The sequence below is a fragment of the Acetobacter conturbans genome (genome assembly GCF_011516755.1).
GTDB lineage: Bacteria > Pseudomonadota > Alphaproteobacteria > Acetobacterales > Acetobacteraceae > Acetobacter > Acetobacter conturbans.
Window position 1 is genome coordinate 13,724 of sequence record NZ_WOSY01000020.1, and the last position, 14,985, is coordinate 28,708.

A 14,985-nucleotide genomic window follows, 5' to 3' on the forward strand; every position below is an offset into this window, starting at 1 on the left:
GAGGAAGACAAATGCCCGATATGGTGCGCTGGTCGCTTGCATGGCGAAACCCCAATACGGCACCATCCGGACCCAGGGTAATGGCGGCGGTAATTGTGCCCGTGGGCACAGAATGCCCGGCCGAGGTTATGGATAAATGGGTTGCTGGGGCTGGTTACGCGATAACGTGGGAACTGGTCACACAACGGCCGGTGAAGCGATGGAGCCGGGAGGCAAAGGCCCGTGTGAGGAAGGGCCGCTTAAAACGGCGACTTGAAAGGCAGTATCCGCTTTTGGCTGAATTGCTCATAGAGCAAGAACTTGCGAAGCGCCCGGCCTATTACGAAGCCGAGGTGAACAAATGAGATATTTATTTTATTAAACCTATTGACTGCTATTGACTACATGGGCGCTAGTGTGTATCTTGTAATTGTTCCCGAGACGTGGCGGCAACCGCAGGGAACGAAACCGCACCGGAGACAATAGAATGTCAGAAAAATACACCACAATGATCGAGGAAATCCGCCGTTCTGTAATGTTCGGTTGCGGGACTTCTTATGAGTTATTTTGTGTCAAGTTTTCCCGCGCCGTCGATTACAAGGCGGGCAGCTTGCCGGAAGGCGAGCGCCGCGCATTTATCGCAGCAGCGCAGGCGATAGGCGATTACATGACGCCGGACGAGGAAAGGACGCTGTTCCTCGATTACTGTTCTCATGGGATCGAATGGGGTTGCTGCCCGGCCGGGTGCGAACGACTGGACGCTGACGAAGACTATGACCCCACGGACGAGGAACGGGAAGAACTGCACCGGCAACTTCTGGAAGAATTTGCAGAGGAAATAGAACAGGAGCGCCAAGCAGCAATCGCGGCCCGTGACGCCCGGGTTCTCGACATGGTGGACCAGATCAGGGCGCGGAATGCGGGAAGCACCTTTCAAGGATAACGCAACAAGGGGGCCGGTGACGGCCCCCACACAGGAGGCAAGGCAATGGAATTTCTGACACCCGGAGAACAGACGGCGGCGCGTAAGCTGGTCAGGGCGGCCCGGGCGGCCGGTTATCTGGTCAGTGTATGGGAGGGCGAAGACTTCGCGATCCGGCGGAGTGACAAGGAAAGCGACATTCTCAAGAACCTTGGAAGCACCGGGCAGGATCGCCTTGATTTCATCCGTCCGGCCGCCAGTCCGGACGTGAAGCCGACCCGCGTGGGGTGGGCGCTGCTGATCTATGGAAACGCGCCGGACGGGTCCGAACTGGTCGCGGATTGCAGCGATAACGCGGCAACGCGGGCACTGGTAGGTGTGGCCGCATAATCTGGATGGGGCGGGGCCAGGTTTGGCCCCCCCCCTCAAATCCCAATTTCGTGAATAAAAAACACCATAAATCTATTGACCGCTATTGACTAGATGGCGGTATTTATGTATTGTCTAAGTGTTCCCAAGAACTGGCGGCAACCAGTTGGGAACGCAACCACAACGGAGACAATACAATGAACACTCACTACCTTTCCCCTGCCGAAACTGCAAAACTTATCCGGGCACGGCTCAAAAAGGCTTTCCCCCGCACAAAGTTTTCTGTCCGCAGCGATAGCTATTCCGGGGGCGGGTCCGTCCGGGTGAAATGGATGGACGGCCCGGCCGCTACTTTGGTGGAAAGCATTGTCGGAAGCTATGCAGGCGGTCGGTTTGACGGCTCCATTGATATGAAAATCAGTGTCCGCCACTGGCTTTTGCCGGATGGGACCGTGCGGGTTGCCAGTAATCCGGGCACACAGGGAAGCATGGGATACATTGCCGCAGAACGCGAATGGATGCCCGACCCCGATTGCAAGCTGGTTTCGTTCGGGGCTGATTTTGTCTTCACGAGCCGCACTATCAGCCCGGCTTTCGCAGAAAAAATCATGGCCCGGCTGATCCGCAAGGGCTTGCCGGAAAACACCCTGAAAATCGACAGGCGGGACAACGGAGAAGCCGGGATCGTCACCCGTTTGGGGGTGAACTTTGATGACGCCCGGTACTGGGAACGTCAGGCCAATGTTGAACAGAGCCGATTCATGGTTGCGGGGGCATAGGCCCCCACTTCCTGCCAGCACTCCCGCCCGCCGTAGTCGGTCGGGCGGTCGTTCCTTTCGGATTTCGGGTATCGTGCGTCATGACTTACAAAGCCGCCTTTTTCGCCTGTCTTGTTTCCGTTGTGTCTTGTCTGTCACCAGCCTACGGGGAGGAAGCCGATTGCCGGGCTTTCAGTCCCGGCAACCAGCTTCCGCAGGTTGTTCGCCCGGAGATTGGCCGAGGTGCCGTGACGCTTTGCAATAGAGGCTATGTCGTGATGGCCTCACCCGTGACGCACGGGCCGCTTTGGGCGGCCGAACACCTTTGGTCCGACGATATAGAAGCAGCTTGGACCCTAGCGCGGCATGGGCAATTCACGCCCGATCCGCGCTGGCCCGCATCCGCCGCCCTGGGCGATTATCGCAGATCGGCTTACGACCGGGGCCATATGGCCCCGAGCGGGGATCAGCCGACCCCACAGGACCAAGCCGAAACCTTCATGCTGTCCAATGTCGTGCCCCAAACCGCGAGCCTTAATGAAGGGATATGGGCGAAGATAGAGCGCCGCGTGCGGGAGATGACCGAACAAGAAGGGGAAATATACGTCGTGACCGGCCCCGCGTTTCATCTTCGCCCGGTTGAGACCATAGGGCCGGATCATGTTTTTGTGCCGTCATCGACATGGAAGGCCGTTTATTCCCCAGCCCGGGAAAAGGCGGGCGTGTACGTGTGCAAGAACTCGCAACAGCATCCGCATTGCGATCAAGTGACGGTCGCCACGCTGACCCGAAACACGGGCATAGATCCTTTTCCCGGCTTGCCCGCGCGGGTGAAGAATGAGGCTTGGCGGATGCCAGCCCCCTAAAAACGGAAACGGCAGGCTTGCGCCTGCCGTTCTCCTATCCCGGGGGAGGTGATACCGGGGCGGGCGTGATCCACACGGGCAGGGCGCACCCTGTTTGTCCGTCTGGTGTGGTGTTGATCCGTTCGCCGTGACAGGCGGCCAGTGCCTTTTCTATGTCGTTCGCGCGCATCAGCCGGAGCCAGTCGGCCGCCGCGTGCGGGTCGCGGGTTATTTCCTGTTGCAGCCCGTTCGCCGTGGCTAATGCCCGGCCCGATCCATTGTCATATCCGCGCCAGTAGCCCACAGCGCCGCCTAGAGCCGCTGCCAGCATGATCGCCCCGGACGCCAGCATGATCGACCGCCAGCGGCTGGCCTGCACCGCTGCCTTCGCTTCCCGCTCGATTGCCCGCCTTGCCCGATCCGAGGCGGCCGCCTCGATCCGTTCCAGTGATTCGGGCGAAAGCACTTGCGAGCCGGACGCGGCCGCGTTCCTGACTTGCTCAATTAAGGCCGGGAACGTGCCGAGGACTGTAGCGAGCGCGGCCAGCGGGTAACGGAACGGATCATCGCGCAAGCCGCCCCGTTCGACCGCTGATTCAATCTCGCCTTGCGCGGCCGCTATCGCGGCCGCGAAGTCGTGCCCGGCCGGATCGGCCGGGCTGTTTTCTTCCTCACTCACGGGAGCCAGGACGCAATCGGGGCGAATTGCGTTTCCATCTTGTCCAGCCAGCGCCGGGTCATGGACCGTTCAAACGGCCCGAGCGGGGAAACGGTCGATCCTTCGGGCACCTGTCCGTCCCGCGCCATGCCGAACGTCAGGCGCTTGCCTTCGATTTCGCTGGCGACCTCCTGTTCCAGTCGCGGCATGAGGATCGGGAGGCCACCCCGGGCAATAACCTTGCGGAATGCACTGTTGCGGAGCGTCCGGCCGAACGCTTCATCCACGGTCATCGTGCTGTCCACCCGGCCTTCATTCATAATGATGGCGGTTGCACGCGGCCGGAAACCCAGCCCTTCAAGCTGGTCCATCACCGCCAGATCGTCCGGGCGGGGGCCGACGAAATAGAGCGCCACCGGCTCCACCCCGGCTTCCTGCATCATGCCCGCAAGATCGGGCGTCGCCTCGATTGTGCGACTTAGCGCCACGTCGCCGCCCCCGAAGTCGTAAATGCCGGAAACCTTGTCTTCCATCTGGAACATGAGGGTTTCGCGCAACCAGCGGGCCGACTGCGCCCCGTCCGTGGTAGGCGGCTGCTGGACCCCATCAAACCACGTTGCGAGCGAGCGGTTTTGCGGATCGAGGGCCGAGAGCATGGCCGCGCGACCGGCTTCCGCCATCTTCCATCCGGCCCAGCGCGCCACCATTGTTTTGCCGGTCCCGCCCGGGCCAATCAGGAAAATGGCTTTCGGCTTGTCCGTCAGGTCGATGCCGCTTTTCTTGGCGACGGGCAAAGCCGCGCCATTGTCTGCCGGGGGTGCGCTCATTGCGGAAACATCGGTTTCCGGTTCTTCCTCCCAGCGGTTCCGCCGTCTGGCGAAGATAGGGGAAACGCTCGGCTTCGCGGCCGGTGTTTCCGTGGTGGAGGGGGCAGGGGTTTTCCGGGGTGTCGTCATCGGATGATTCTCTTTCGTTGTGGTTGTCAGAAATTGAAGCCCGCATCCCGCAGCACCGCGTCAGGGTCCACGGTCTGCTGATCGTCCTTCGGGGGCGCTGCCGACGCCGAGCCGGAAGACGGGGCAGGGGCGGGGGCGGCCGGGGTGGCCCCGCGTAGTGTTGCCAGCGCACGACGCGGGCGGGTGCGCTGTTCTGGAAATGCCGGAGCCTGTTCCGCAGGGGCGGGGGCTGGCTCCGGGGTTGGTTTTGGATTGTGCAATACAGTTTCTTTCTCTGTATTGTGCAATCCAATTTCGGCCCGTGGTCGCGTCGCAGCAACCGGGGCCGGGGCGGGCGAGGGCACCTCAAGCAGCTTCTTTCTGATTCGGTACCATGCCCGCCGGATCGCGTCGGCCGAGGCCGGTTTGCCCGCGTCGTCTTTCACCCCCTGCTGTTCCAGAACGTCAGCGAGCATCCGCCAGCTAATGCGGCCCGCTTGCTGGCGCTGGTGCAGTTCGGCCCGGTGCTGGTGAAGCCACCGCACGAGGCCGGATGACGACACGAGCGCATTCGCAACCTGCGGCTCACGTGGTTCGTCTGGTTCGCTCATAGGGTCGAATGGTCCTCTGTCTGTCCGGGTCAGTCCGACCGGAACAGGGTCACGATAGGGTCGCAAACAGGGTCATGTCAAGGTCGAAACAGGGTCATAAACAGGGTCAAGAGAGGGTCGAAACAGGGATGGAAAAGGGACGAGGTAGAGGGGGAAGATTTTTACAGACCATTGCACCCACTTGGTGCATAATAATCGGGCTAAAGCCCGTAGAAGGGCCTCAAGAAAAGAAGGGGATGAACCATGCCACCGGCAGACAAAACGGCGTCAACGGGCCGCAAATCCGCTCCTGCGGGCACGTCCGATCTGGCCGCCCTGCGCGCCGAAATGAGGGAGATGAGGGAAGCGCAAGAGCGGTTCGTCGTCGTCGGGGAACGCATCATCACCATGCTTTCGGTCATCAATGACAAGGCGGACTTGCTCATTGAGGCGGCGACGAAAGAGCCAGGTCCTAGCCCCGTGGCGAAGATGCTGGAGGCGATCTTAGCGGCGCTGGCCGAGCAGCACGCAACCCTTTCCCGGCTCCCGGCCGAACTGGCGGCCGCCATCCATGAGGACGAGGACGCGGAAAGTGAACCGGCCGACCCGGCCGCATGGCACGAGCCAGACGACGAGGAATAGGCCATGCTCACCTTCCGGAAGGGCACCGGCAGCTTCAAGGCCGGGGCGGCCGCAATGGCCGACCACCTACTTGAGCAGACCTTGCCGGACGAACTGGCCTCTATGGCGGACTACTACCTGCACGATGTGATGCGTTCGACAGCCGGGACAGCGGCCCGTCCTCGGCACGATATGGACGTGTCCGTTGCTAACGTCCTCAAGATCGACCAGACGCGCAGCGCCACCCGGGACGAGATTGTGAATTTGCTATGCGGCAAGGCGGCGGACGGTAGCGACCTGCCCGGAGCATGGCGAAACGTCAAAGAGTCCACCCGCGACCGGATCACCTATACGGACTTCACGTTTTCCGCTCCGAAGTCCCTTAGCGTGGCTATGGCGTTCGCGCCGACAGATGCGGAATGGGCCGTCCTGGCCCGCGCACACCGGGACGCATGGCAAGATGCAATGTCCCATGTGGAAAGCATCGTCGGGCACGCCCGGAAAGGAAAGGGCGGCAGCGGCGGCCGGATACCCGGCCAGATTGGTTGGCTATCGTTCGATCACTACACGTCCCGGCCGACCGTTGAAATCGCCATGCTGGACGAGCAGGGACGCCCCGCAACCGTCATCCAAACCAACAACGCGGCCCCGGGCGACATGCAGACCCATACTCATGTTGCCGTCCCTAATGTCGTGGTGTGCGAGGATGGCACGGTCGGGGCGCTCGATCTGCTGGCCCTACACGAGCGGGTCCACGAGGTCGGGGCCTTCTATCAAGCGCGACTAGCGACCCGCTTGCGGGAAGCTGGGGTTGAGGTGGAGTTAGACAACAAAACCGGCACGGCCAAGTTGACGGCCATTCCGGATGAGATTGTGGACCTGTTCTCTAAGCGGACACGGGGCGGGGAAGATTCTGCCCGGGAGTATGCCAAGGAGACGGGCACCGATTGGGATTCGCTGACGCCGGAACAGAAAGTCGCCTTCCTGAAAGGGGGCGCGAAAGCTACTCGGGTCGGCAAAGGTGACGATATGTCCGATCTTGCCGCGTGGCGCGCGCAAGCCGAAGCAGCCGGATACGTCCATCAATCCGTGATCCGTGAAAACGCGGACGAGGTGACACCAGACGAGCGGCAGAAGGAGGCCCCGGCCCCTGCATCAGCCGAACAGTTGCAGGCCGCCTACGAGGCTGCATTGCCGTTTGTGGAGGAACAGTTTGAACGGCGAGCCGTGATTGGCGGCAGCGCGTTGCGGGTGGCGGCCGCCCGCGGCCTTATCGCCACAGGCACCCACACGACCGCGGACATTGACGCCGTGGTGAACCTGATGTGCGAAAACGGCGTGATCCAGAGCGGAGAGCGCACAACCTTGATTGTGCGGGATTTCGAGGGGGATAGTGAAGCCGAGAACCTTTCAGAGCGCCGTGACTCTCAAAAGGTCACGACCCAGGCACACCTAAACGACGAACAAACAGTTATCGAGTTGGCCCAAAAGGCGGCGGCTGACAAAGATGGTCAGTTGACGATTTCCGAAATTGATAGAGCCGTGGCGTTTGTTTCCGAACGAGATGGGCTTGATTTCACGAACGAGCATGGCCGTAAGCAACGCGAGGTTATGAACAAACTCGGCATGTCTGGCCGGTTGGGGATTGCTATTGGCGTGGCCGGGGCCGGTAAGACCACCCTTTTGCGGCCTTTGATAGAGGCTTGGAAGGCACAAGGGCGGACGAATATCTATGGTGTCGCCCTCGCGCACCGGCAATCTGACCTGCTGGAAGATGCGGGTATAGATGCCGAAAAGACAATGGCAATCGACAAGTTTCTGTACGACTACGGGGAGGGTAAAATTACCCTAGACCGTGATTCAGTTCTTGCCGTGGACGAACTCTCACAAGTCGGAACAGCCCACATAAAGCGGTTGCTCGAATTGCGAGAGGAACACGGTTTCAGCATTGTCGGAATTGGTGACGACAAACAGGCGCAATCCATATCTGCCGGTAATAGCATTAGGCTTTTTCAAAGAGCATTGGGCGAAGATCAAGTGCCAGTGCTGGACTCGACAGTGCGGATGAAACGTGCCCGTGATCGGGAAACATCTCTCATTTTCCGGTCTGGCAATGCCGCAGAAGGTATCAAGCGGCTTCGAGAGGACGGCACCGCGCTGCTGGTGGCGGGGGGGCGAGCCGAAGCCATCGAGGCGACCGCAGATAAATGGGTCGAACTCAAAACCGCAAACAAAGACAGGGAAGATTATCAACTGACGATTAGCGCCCCGACGAATAGGGACGCCCGGGATATTGCGCGGGCCATCCGTGAACGGCGGCGTTCGTTAGGCGTGCTGGGGGCGGATGAACTCACGCTAAACTGCACGGATCGGCAAGGAACGGAGAAATATGACATTACCCTTGCCCGTGGAGATCGCTTGCGTCTGTACCGTGTTACCCGGGCCAGCTTTGGCGAGGGTAAGGCCGGGGTCATTGGCGTAAACGGTTCCGTTGTCGAATTGGTCGGCGTTCATAAAGACGGCCTTATCCTGAAAAATGCCAAAGGTGTTCAGGGATTTGTAAAATGGAAATCCCTAAAGGACTTTGACAACAACAAGGAAACCGACCCCTTTTTGCTGACCTATGGTGATGCGATCACCCTTGATTCCATCCAGTCAGCAACATCCACGGCACACATGCACGTCATGCCGGACGGAAGCAGCGCCGTTCAATCTTACAAGGGCTATGTGGGAGTTTCACGCGCCAAGGAAACGACATTCATTATTGTTTCTGATGGCCGGGAGCGCGTCGAAATCATGGAAAAGCGCGCGCTCGGGAGTGAGCGCCCGATTACCGAAGACGACGTGTGGACGAACATAGCCGAGAACCTGTCACGCCAGCCGGAAAAAGCCCTTGCCGTTGACCTTCTGGAAAAAGCCAACGAGGCGGAAGAAGACATATCGGCCAGTATGAGCAGGAGTTTTCAGAAGGTACAGCAACGCGAGGCGGACGGCGCTGAACCGACTAACCTGCATCGCCGCTATCAGGAGAAGCGGGACGAAAAGACCGTTTCGGAAGCGGCAGACGAAATAAAGGAGGCAGTAAAAAGAAACACGGACGCAATCAAGAAAGTTGCTGGACTTATCGAAGGTCCGGAAGATACTGATATTAAGCGGGCCGCAAAAAAGGCGCGCAAGAAAAAGGCCGATGATAAAAAGTCAAAGGCCAAGACAGCAAAAGGGAAATCCGAAAAGACTAAAACCGACACAGACACACCAACCACAGCGAAAGGGGCGAAACCATCCCGAGAGGGGAAGGACGCCAGAGGCCCAATGTATGAGCAGCAGAAAGCAGAGCGCCGACCCGAGAACAGACAAAGCAATCCCAATTTCAAGGCACGGCCTCGGTTCAGTGAAGCCGAGGTGCTGGCCGAATTTTCCGACGCGCTACGACAGGCGGGCCTTATCGTGCGAGGCACCCCGATCATGGACGGGCGACGGCATCGCGTGGACGTTGAAGGAGAGAAGCGCGGCCGCCGTAGTGGCATGTATATCGCCCACCTGGACGATTACCCGGCCGGATACATCCACAACCACAAAACCGGCGAGGAAATCCGCTGGAAGGCATCGCAGCCGTTTACCGGCCAGTCCGAAGAAGAACGCGCGGCATTGCGCGAGAAGATCGAGCGGAACAGGGCGGCCCGGGAAGCGGAACGATTGGCACGAGAGGAATCCGTTGCTCTGAAAGCCGCTGCCATTTGGCGCAGGGCGAAGCCCGCCATGCAGCACCCTTACCTTGCGAAGAAGGACGTTTTTTCTCACGGGTTGCGGATCGACAGTCGGGGCAATTTGTTGATTCCGATGCGAGGGCCAGACGGTAAACTTTGGAACCTGCAAACGATCACAGCAGACGGACAAAAGCGTTTCATGAAAGACGGCCGGAAAGCAGGCACGTCCGCGCCTCTAGGTGAGATTGGCAGCAAGGGGCCGATTGTGGTGGCGGAAGGCTATGCCACAGCCGCCACCATGAAGGAGGCGACCGGCCTGCCAACAGTGGCCGCCTTTGATTCCGGCAATCTGAAATCCGTTGTTACCAGTTTGAAGGAGAGGAACCCGGAACGGCTCATTGTGGTGGCGGGTGACAACGATCACCATTTGCCGCGCCGTGAGGTCCAACCCCTGCCGAATGTCGGCATGGAGAAAGCCACCGAAGCCGCGAAGGCCGTTGATGGCGTTCTGTTGCTGCCCAGCTTTGCGCCGACTGACAAGGGCACAGACTGGAATGATTTTGCGGCCGGGAACGGGAAAGCCGCCGTCCGCGAGAGGGCAGCATTATTGCTGCAACCGCTGGGAGCCACGTTAGGAGAGCAGATCACGAAGCAGCCCATACCGGCCGCCGTGGATCAGGCGGCCCGAGACAGTGCCCGCAGCAGGGGCCGCGCCCACCAGCAGCCCCGTAGCAGTGACCGGGCCAGCGAAAGGCCCACGGCACGCCCGACACAACCACGTCCCAAGGGACCAAGAGCGTAAGGACAGAGCCATGAGCGACCGGAACGAACAGGCGACCGATTTTGAACCAACAAAGAGCGCAATTGAGGCTCGCATCGAGCGTGCTTTGGTCGAACTGAGGCAAGCGCTCCACGAGATCGGAACGCTGAACCATGACGGCAAGGCGGTCGTCGCCAACATGAACGCCGTCATGAATACCATGGACCTGCTGAATGATTTGCAGCGCCGCATGAAGTGGATGCGGAAAGCTCTTACCGACGATTTTTGAAAGGATATTAGCATGGGACCAAATAAGACCGTCGCCAGCCGGGCACAGCAGAACGCACAGCGGTCGAGGGCGGCCGAGCAGGACAGCAGCCGGGCCAGCACAAAGGCAAAGGGGTAGGATCATGCCTAAAAGCCCATTACCGCAGGACTGCGCCGGGTGCGTCTATTTCCGATCCGGGAACAAGACTTGCCATCGTCATGCCCCGGGCACGACCGGGGAGGAGTTCCAGCCAACCGAATGGCCGCTGGTTCGCCGCACAGATCGGTGTGGCGAAGGGGCGGCCGTGGGCGACGGTACCGGCGAGCAGCCCGTGACGTGTGGGAATTGTCTGCACTGGTGGCGGCCGGACGATAAGCCCCCGTCACCAGCTTACGGGCAAGGCAAACCGGCCGACTGGTGGACAGACAGCGGCTTTTGCACCCGCTTTGCACCCGGGCCGACCGGCAGCGAGGACCGGGAAGTGTATTGGAGAGTTACCCATGCGGGTGACTGTTGCGGAGACGGAGAGGACGTATCGCCACCAGACGACGCAAGCGTGATCCCGGCGGCCGAAAAAGTCCTAATCCCGCAAAACTGATATGATATGAAAATCATATCGCACATCAAAGAGAGGCACTCATGACACCGGCTATCGTAGCAGGAACAGCCGTGACCCTTGGCGTATCAGCAGCGGCGGGCATGTTCGCATTGAGGAATCATTTTGAACAAAAGGGAGTCCGATGGGCGGTTTCTCGCAATCTGTCTCCGAACAAGACAGTGCCACTAGGTTATTTTCAGTGGCTATTCTTTGACGATAAGCAAGAGCGCCTTGCTGTCTTTCGGGCTATGGGAGAGAGCGTAATCATTCCCTTTGACAAGATTACGTCTTTTGACATTAGCCCCCGGCCAGACACACGAACGGCGGCCGACCTGAATCTGATGGTGGCGGACGTTCGGCGTCCTCTGTTTACCGCCAAGGTGAGCGCCGAGAGCGGCAAGGCTCTAGCCGCCCATCTGTTGGCGCACCTTACGCATTTGCAGCGGATTTAACAGGGTCGCGAGAGGGTCTTAACAGGGTCAATACAGGGTCAAGCCCCGAGCAGCAAAAAGGCCGCGTAAGCGGCCTTTTTCAGATCCGTTGAACAGAGGCGCGAGGCCCAGGGCGATCGTACGGGGCTTTATTCCGCCCCGGCCGCCTTTAGCTGGTTCTCCATATTGCCAATGTCTTTCTTGTAGGCGGCCGCTTCCCGTTCCAGCAGGTCCGACCCCTCTGGCTTGACCACTACTGTTGTGGGGGTGGCGGCCGTGGCGGCCGGGCCGGTATGGTGCGTCACATAGAACGCACCGCCTGTCAGGGTGCAGATAGCGATTCCACCGCCGATCAACCAGTTCCGCATAATCGTTCCTCCTATGCCGCTGTTTCTGTCTGACTGGCCGTAAATCTATCATCGTCAACCAGTTTGGCCATTTCAGGGCGACGAAAGAAAACGGCGCGACCGCACCGGATCGGCGCGGCATTTTTAACAAACATAATCTGTTCATCCGCCCGCATGGTAGTCGATAGTTCCTCGGGGCGGATCAATTCGCGCGGACGTTCCGAAATGCCTCGGCTTCGGCCTTCGGAACGTGAACCGGCACTATTTGTTCCCGAATTATAAGACCTGCTTTCGCCTTCGTTCGGCGTAATGATCGTGTATGTTCCGCAGGTCGCGGATACTTCCTTTGCCGTTTCTGGATCATCCAGAGCGGCATAAAGCCGCCATGAGGTACTGGTGTACCAGTCCGTTTTTCCGGACCTTCCCCATGTGCCTTCTACCTGCCCGACTGACTGCCAGACTAATACCATTGTGATTCCGTATTTCCGGCCGCCGTCCCGTGCGTCGGCCAGTGCTTTGAGACGGCCGAGCAGATTGACTTCATCAAGCATGTAGAGGACGCGGCCCTTAATGGCCCCGTCCGCCAGATAGACGATGCTCAACAAGGTGCCGATCACGAGCCGCCCGAGCGCCGGAGTGTTACGCAACGAGCCGTCAGGGATTTGCACAAGGACCGTCAGCTTGCCTTTGCGTAGTTCCAGCGGATCGAAGTCGCCAACCGAGACCATATCGGCATATGCGGCGATGCCCAGCCATTGGGTTGCCGCCGCTGCGTGCGAATAGATACCGGAGAAGGTTTCCGAAAATACGCCCATCAGCGACCCGGCTAACTGCCGGGCAAGGGCGCTTTTGGAACCGCCATAGATTTCTTGCAGTAGTTTTTTCATCTCCTTTTCCGGCGTGGTCAGACGGCGGCGAAATTCTTTTAGGGTCTTCAGCTCGGCCGGTGCTTCGCTCCATAGCAAATCAGCCAGAAGGCACGTCATCAGTTCGCGGCCGCGCGTCTCAAACATTTCGTTTTCGGATTTCTTTTTGTCCGGCCCTTCGTTGCCGCCGTCTAGCTGGGCGACAACCTCCTGCACATACGTTTCCGCGAGCGGGTCGGCCGGGTCGATCCACGCCAGCACATTCATGCCACGTCCCGGCCGGACCTCGGCAATCTTCTGTCCCATTTCCCGGCGTGCCCGAGCGATCATCGGGCCAATCTGGCACGCAGGATCAAACACCACAGCCGAGCCGGTCCAGTGCAGCAAGGTCGGGATCACTACGGCCGTGGTTTTTAGGCCGCCCGATCCAGCAAAAACCGCCCCATGTGTGGAGCCGCTTTTGCATGGGTCTATCAGCAAGGGAGCCTTCCCGCCCTGGCCCCACGTTTCGGGCTTGTCCGGTTCAAACCGGATTCGTGCCACGGGGCTTTTGTCCACCCGATAGGCTTCCCCCACGACGATGCCGCCGTAATCTTCGGCAGGCCCGGGAAAGAGGGCCTTTAGCTTGTCTATCGGTAGCCAGTCAGCATTGCCGAACGAATCAGACAGCGCCCGCACGGGCGCGTCCGGCACCTGTCCCGGCCGGGCTGCACGAAGCCGACGCTGACGCCGCCCGTTGAAGAAAGCCCACGCTAGGGACGTGTCAAACAGCACGAACAGCCCCACAGGAACGCCAAGGCAGATCAGCAGGTGCGACCGGATCACGGCGTCGCCCTGATAGGTCATGAAGTAGGGCAACCAGCAATAGAGAGAGACGGGCGGCGTCAGCCCGGGAATGGCGTGCCACCAGATGAAAAGTTGAGAGGCGGTTGCGATCACCGCAACCGCCTCGATTCCGCCAATAAAGGCGAGCAAGCCGACAACATTCCAGAATTTTTGGCGGGGAGTCATGAGCGTTCCCCCTTGTGCCACAGGCCGTCCGTACTCATGCGCCTATGAAGACGCACGAGCAGGCGCGTATAGCCCCTGATAAGCAAGAGAAGGCCCGTTACCGGGCAGATGAACGACGACAGGACCACGACGCCCCCAAGCCCGCTATGCGGGGCGTTCGGGTGCGAAAGCATATCGGCGCTTGGATAGCCAAAAAACAGCCCAAGGCAGACGATCACCAGTGATCCGAGAAAGACATATTTCATGGTCGATCTCCTACACGAGCGCGGCCGACGCGGCGGCCGTGATTTCGTGGCGGGCTTCGGGTTCAAAATAAACCTGCGTCACGCGCCGCTTGCCATCTATCGTCTCGCAATATGCGACGACCGGGATCAGATCGCGCAGCATGGCGTCAAGATCATCGTTGGACAGAGTTTGTGCCGCCACATGCTGGCGAGCCATGAGGGCAATAGCCCGATAAGCGCCCTCGGCGCTCTCGGCATGGCACGAGGACATGCCCGGGTGTCCTGAAATGATCGCCCGCAGGAAAGCCCAGGCAGCCGCGTCACGGAGTTCCTGATTTATCAGCACATCCATATCAAGGCGCAACGCGGCTTCCGTGCAGTCTTCGGCGGTATGCTTGGACAAGCCTTGTCCTTTGCCCTTTGGATAGAGCAGGTTCACCACGTTCTTGTGCGGTAGGTTAATCACTTCCTCCATGTCCTCGACCGTCACAATCCGACGATCGAGGGGAATCGCGTGAATGAAGGCCCGGAGATTGTAAGTCTTTCCGGTCCCGACCATCCCGGCCCAAATGACCGTTAAACCGTTGGAAACCGCCAGTTCCAGCATTTCACGGAACCGGCCCGCCCGCTTGAGTTCCAGCATATCGGCAATGACCTTGCGGGGCGCGCTCCGCACAGACTCGGACGTGCGCGTGCGGGAGAAAACCCCCGCACGTTCGAGTTCTTCCGGGGTTCCCGTGCGGGCGCTCGGACGGCGCACAGCGATTGCATATTGTGCCGGCGGGCACGCCGGCGAGCGGACCAACTGGACGCGCTGGCCGGCTGGAAACTTGGTCGAGCAAAACGGCACGTCCTCGGCTATGTCCTGCCGGTTCAAGGCGGCCGCGTTGATGCCAATGTTTTCCAGATCACGCATGGTCAAGGGAACAGTCTCGACAGACCGTTCCGCGCCCCGCTTTATGAAAACGGGCGTTTGCCCGTTTGGGCCGGGGCCATTGATATGAATATCCGTCACCGCTGGATCGGACAAAAGATGATCCAGCGGGCGCAGAAGCCAATTAAGCTGACGAGCAACAATATCGGTTATCTCATTCAT

The 14,985-nt window shown here is 59.6% G+C and carries 17 protein-coding genes; 9 read left to right on the plus strand and 8 right to left on the minus strand.

Going from position 1 to position 14,985, the window contains the following annotated elements; genetic code table 11:
* The first annotated feature begins 11 nt into the window (after window positions 1–11).
* The 5 genes from GOB81_RS14660 to GOB81_RS14680 all read left to right on the plus strand — a co-directional run bounded on the left by GOB81_RS14660 (window position 12) and on the right by GOB81_RS14680 (window position 2,894).
* Window positions 12–344 (plus strand): theronine dehydrogenase, encoded by a 333-nt coding sequence (locus tag GOB81_RS14660; RefSeq protein WP_173571139.1) that lies wholly within the window; start codon window positions 12–14, stop codon window positions 342–344.
* Between the two features lie 122 nt (window positions 345–466).
* Window positions 467–922 carry a plasmid protein gene (locus GOB81_RS14665; RefSeq protein WP_173571140.1) on the plus strand — a complete coding sequence of 152 codons (456 nt, stop codon included), beginning with the start codon at window positions 467–469 and terminating at the stop codon, window positions 920–922.
* 45 nt (window positions 923–967) lie between these two features.
* Window positions 968–1,291 (plus strand): hypothetical protein, encoded by a 324-nt coding sequence (locus GOB81_RS14670; RefSeq protein WP_173571141.1) that lies wholly within the window; start codon window positions 968–970, stop codon window positions 1,289–1,291.
* A 176-nt stretch (window positions 1,292–1,467) separates the two neighbouring features.
* Window positions 1,468–2,049: an LPD29 domain-containing protein gene (locus tag GOB81_RS14675; protein WP_173571142.1), complete on the plus strand. Its 582-nt coding sequence runs from the start codon at window positions 1,468–1,470 to the stop codon at window positions 2,047–2,049.
* A gap of 80 nt (window positions 2,050–2,129) precedes the next feature.
* The gene (locus GOB81_RS14680) at window positions 2,130–2,894 is read left to right on the plus strand and encodes a DNA/RNA non-specific endonuclease (RefSeq protein WP_173571143.1); all 765 of its coding nucleotides are present in this window, start codon (window positions 2,130–2,132) and stop codon (window positions 2,892–2,894) included.
* Between the two features lie 34 nt (window positions 2,895–2,928).
* On the opposite strand, the gene GOB81_RS14685 is transcribed toward GOB81_RS14680, so the two are convergent.
* Genes GOB81_RS14685 through GOB81_RS14695 form a run of 3 tightly spaced genes read right to left on the minus strand, consistent with a single transcriptional unit; the run spans window position 2,929 to window position 5,077 of the window.
* The gene (locus GOB81_RS14685; RefSeq protein WP_173571144.1) at window positions 2,929–3,552 is read right to left on the minus strand and encodes a hypothetical protein; all 624 of its coding nucleotides are present in this window, start codon (window positions 3,550–3,552) and stop codon (window positions 2,929–2,931) included.
* Window positions 3,549–4,487, minus strand: coding sequence for a hypothetical protein (locus GOB81_RS14690; protein ID WP_173571145.1), 939 nt, complete (start codon window positions 4,485–4,487; stop codon window positions 3,549–3,551). The genes GOB81_RS14685 and GOB81_RS14690 overlap by 4 nt, the downstream gene beginning before the upstream one ends.
* A 26-nt stretch (window positions 4,488–4,513) precedes the next feature.
* Complete coding sequence (locus GOB81_RS14695) at window positions 4,514–5,077, minus strand: hypothetical protein (protein ID WP_173571146.1); 564 nt, start codon at window positions 5,075–5,077, stop codon at window positions 4,514–4,516.
* Between the two features lie 243 nt (window positions 5,078–5,320).
* Between GOB81_RS14695 and GOB81_RS14700 the strand changes: the two genes are divergently transcribed.
* From GOB81_RS14700 to GOB81_RS14710, 3 genes are read left to right on the plus strand one after another with little or no spacing between them, the layout of a single operon-like run.
* Window positions 5,321–5,698 carry a hypothetical protein gene (locus GOB81_RS14700; protein ID WP_173571147.1) on the plus strand — a complete coding sequence of 126 codons (378 nt, stop codon included), beginning with the start codon at window positions 5,321–5,323 and terminating at the stop codon, window positions 5,696–5,698.
* A gap of 3 nt (window positions 5,699–5,701) precedes the next feature.
* The gene (gene mobF, locus GOB81_RS14705; RefSeq protein WP_173571148.1) at window positions 5,702–10,186 is read left to right on the plus strand and encodes a MobF family relaxase; all 4,485 of its coding nucleotides are present in this window, start codon (window positions 5,702–5,704) and stop codon (window positions 10,184–10,186) included.
* A gap of 10 nt (window positions 10,187–10,196) precedes the next feature.
* Window positions 10,197–10,433, plus strand: a complete 237-nt coding sequence (locus tag GOB81_RS14710) for a hypothetical protein (RefSeq protein WP_173571149.1) — start codon at window positions 10,197–10,199, stop codon at window positions 10,431–10,433.
* Between the two features lie 136 nt (window positions 10,434–10,569).
* On the opposite strand, the gene GOB81_RS14715 is transcribed toward GOB81_RS14710, so the two are convergent.
* Window positions 10,570–10,767 (minus strand): hypothetical protein, encoded by a 198-nt coding sequence (locus GOB81_RS14715; protein WP_173571150.1) that lies wholly within the window; start codon window positions 10,765–10,767, stop codon window positions 10,570–10,572.
* A gap of 284 nt (window positions 10,768–11,051) precedes the next feature.
* Between GOB81_RS14715 and GOB81_RS14720 the strand changes: the two genes are divergently transcribed.
* Window positions 11,052–11,462 carry a hypothetical protein gene (locus GOB81_RS14720; protein ID WP_173571151.1) on the plus strand — a complete coding sequence of 137 codons (411 nt, stop codon included), beginning with the start codon at window positions 11,052–11,054 and terminating at the stop codon, window positions 11,460–11,462.
* Between the two features lie 128 nt (window positions 11,463–11,590).
* Here GOB81_RS14720 and GOB81_RS14725 read toward each other — a convergent pair whose 3' ends face one another.
* Genes GOB81_RS14725 through GOB81_RS14740 form a run of 4 tightly spaced genes read right to left on the minus strand, consistent with a single transcriptional unit; the run spans window position 11,591 to window position 14,985 of the window.
* On the minus strand, window positions 11,591–11,809 hold the full coding sequence (locus GOB81_RS14725) for a hypothetical protein (RefSeq protein WP_173571152.1): 219 nt from the start codon (window positions 11,807–11,809) through the stop codon (window positions 11,591–11,593).
* Between the two features lie 11 nt (window positions 11,810–11,820).
* Window positions 11,821–13,665 (minus strand): type IV secretory system conjugative DNA transfer family protein, encoded by a 1,845-nt coding sequence (locus GOB81_RS14730; RefSeq protein ID WP_173571153.1) that lies wholly within the window; start codon window positions 13,663–13,665, stop codon window positions 11,821–11,823.
* Window positions 13,662–13,910, minus strand: a complete 249-nt coding sequence (locus GOB81_RS14735) for a hypothetical protein (protein WP_173571154.1) — start codon at window positions 13,908–13,910, stop codon at window positions 13,662–13,664. Before GOB81_RS14735 ends, GOB81_RS14730 begins: the two co-directional genes overlap by 4 nt.
* A gap of 10 nt (window positions 13,911–13,920) precedes the next feature.
* Window positions 13,921–14,985, minus strand: a complete 1,065-nt coding sequence (locus tag GOB81_RS14740) for an ATPase, T2SS/T4P/T4SS family (protein WP_173571155.1) — start codon at window positions 14,983–14,985, stop codon at window positions 13,921–13,923.

Excerpts from the sequence above, each read along its gene's own strand:
- GOB81_RS14660 (WP_173571139.1), top strand. The coding sequence starts at position 12 with ATGCCCGATATGGTGCGCTGGTCGCTTGCATGGCGAAACCCCAATACG.
- GOB81_RS14665 (WP_173571140.1), top strand. The coding sequence starts at position 467 with ATGTCAGAAAAATACACCACAATGATCGAGGAAATCCGCCGTTCTGTA.
- GOB81_RS14670 (WP_173571141.1), top strand. The coding sequence starts at position 968 with ATGGAATTTCTGACACCCGGAGAACAGACGGCGGCGCGTAAGCTGGTC.
- GOB81_RS14675 (WP_173571142.1), top strand. The coding sequence starts at position 1,468 with ATGAACACTCACTACCTTTCCCCTGCCGAAACTGCAAAACTTATCCGG.
- GOB81_RS14680 (WP_173571143.1), top strand. The coding sequence starts at position 2,130 with ATGACTTACAAAGCCGCCTTTTTCGCCTGTCTTGTTTCCGTTGTGTCT.
- GOB81_RS14690 (WP_173571145.1), bottom strand. The coding sequence starts at position 4,487 with ATGACGACACCCCGGAAAACCCCTGCCCCCTCCACCACGGAAACACCG.
- GOB81_RS14695 (WP_173571146.1), bottom strand. The coding sequence starts at position 5,077 with ATGAGCGAACCAGACGAACCACGTGAGCCGCAGGTTGCGAATGCGCTC.
- GOB81_RS14700 (WP_173571147.1), top strand. The coding sequence starts at position 5,321 with ATGCCACCGGCAGACAAAACGGCGTCAACGGGCCGCAAATCCGCTCCT.
- mobF (WP_173571148.1), top strand. The coding sequence starts at position 5,702 with ATGCTCACCTTCCGGAAGGGCACCGGCAGCTTCAAGGCCGGGGCGGCC.
- GOB81_RS14710 (WP_173571149.1), top strand. The coding sequence starts at position 10,197 with ATGAGCGACCGGAACGAACAGGCGACCGATTTTGAACCAACAAAGAGC.
- GOB81_RS14720 (WP_173571151.1), top strand. The coding sequence starts at position 11,052 with ATGACACCGGCTATCGTAGCAGGAACAGCCGTGACCCTTGGCGTATCA.
- GOB81_RS14725 (WP_173571152.1), bottom strand. The coding sequence starts at position 11,809 with ATGCGGAACTGGTTGATCGGCGGTGGAATCGCTATCTGCACCCTGACA.
- GOB81_RS14730 (WP_173571153.1), bottom strand. The coding sequence starts at position 13,665 with ATGACTCCCCGCCAAAAATTCTGGAATGTTGTCGGCTTGCTCGCCTTT.
- GOB81_RS14735 (WP_173571154.1), bottom strand. The coding sequence starts at position 13,910 with ATGAAATATGTCTTTCTCGGATCACTGGTGATCGTCTGCCTTGGGCTG.
- GOB81_RS14740 (WP_173571155.1), bottom strand. The coding sequence starts at position 14,985 with ATGAATGAGATAACCGATATTGTTGCTCGTCAGCTTAATTGGCTTCTG.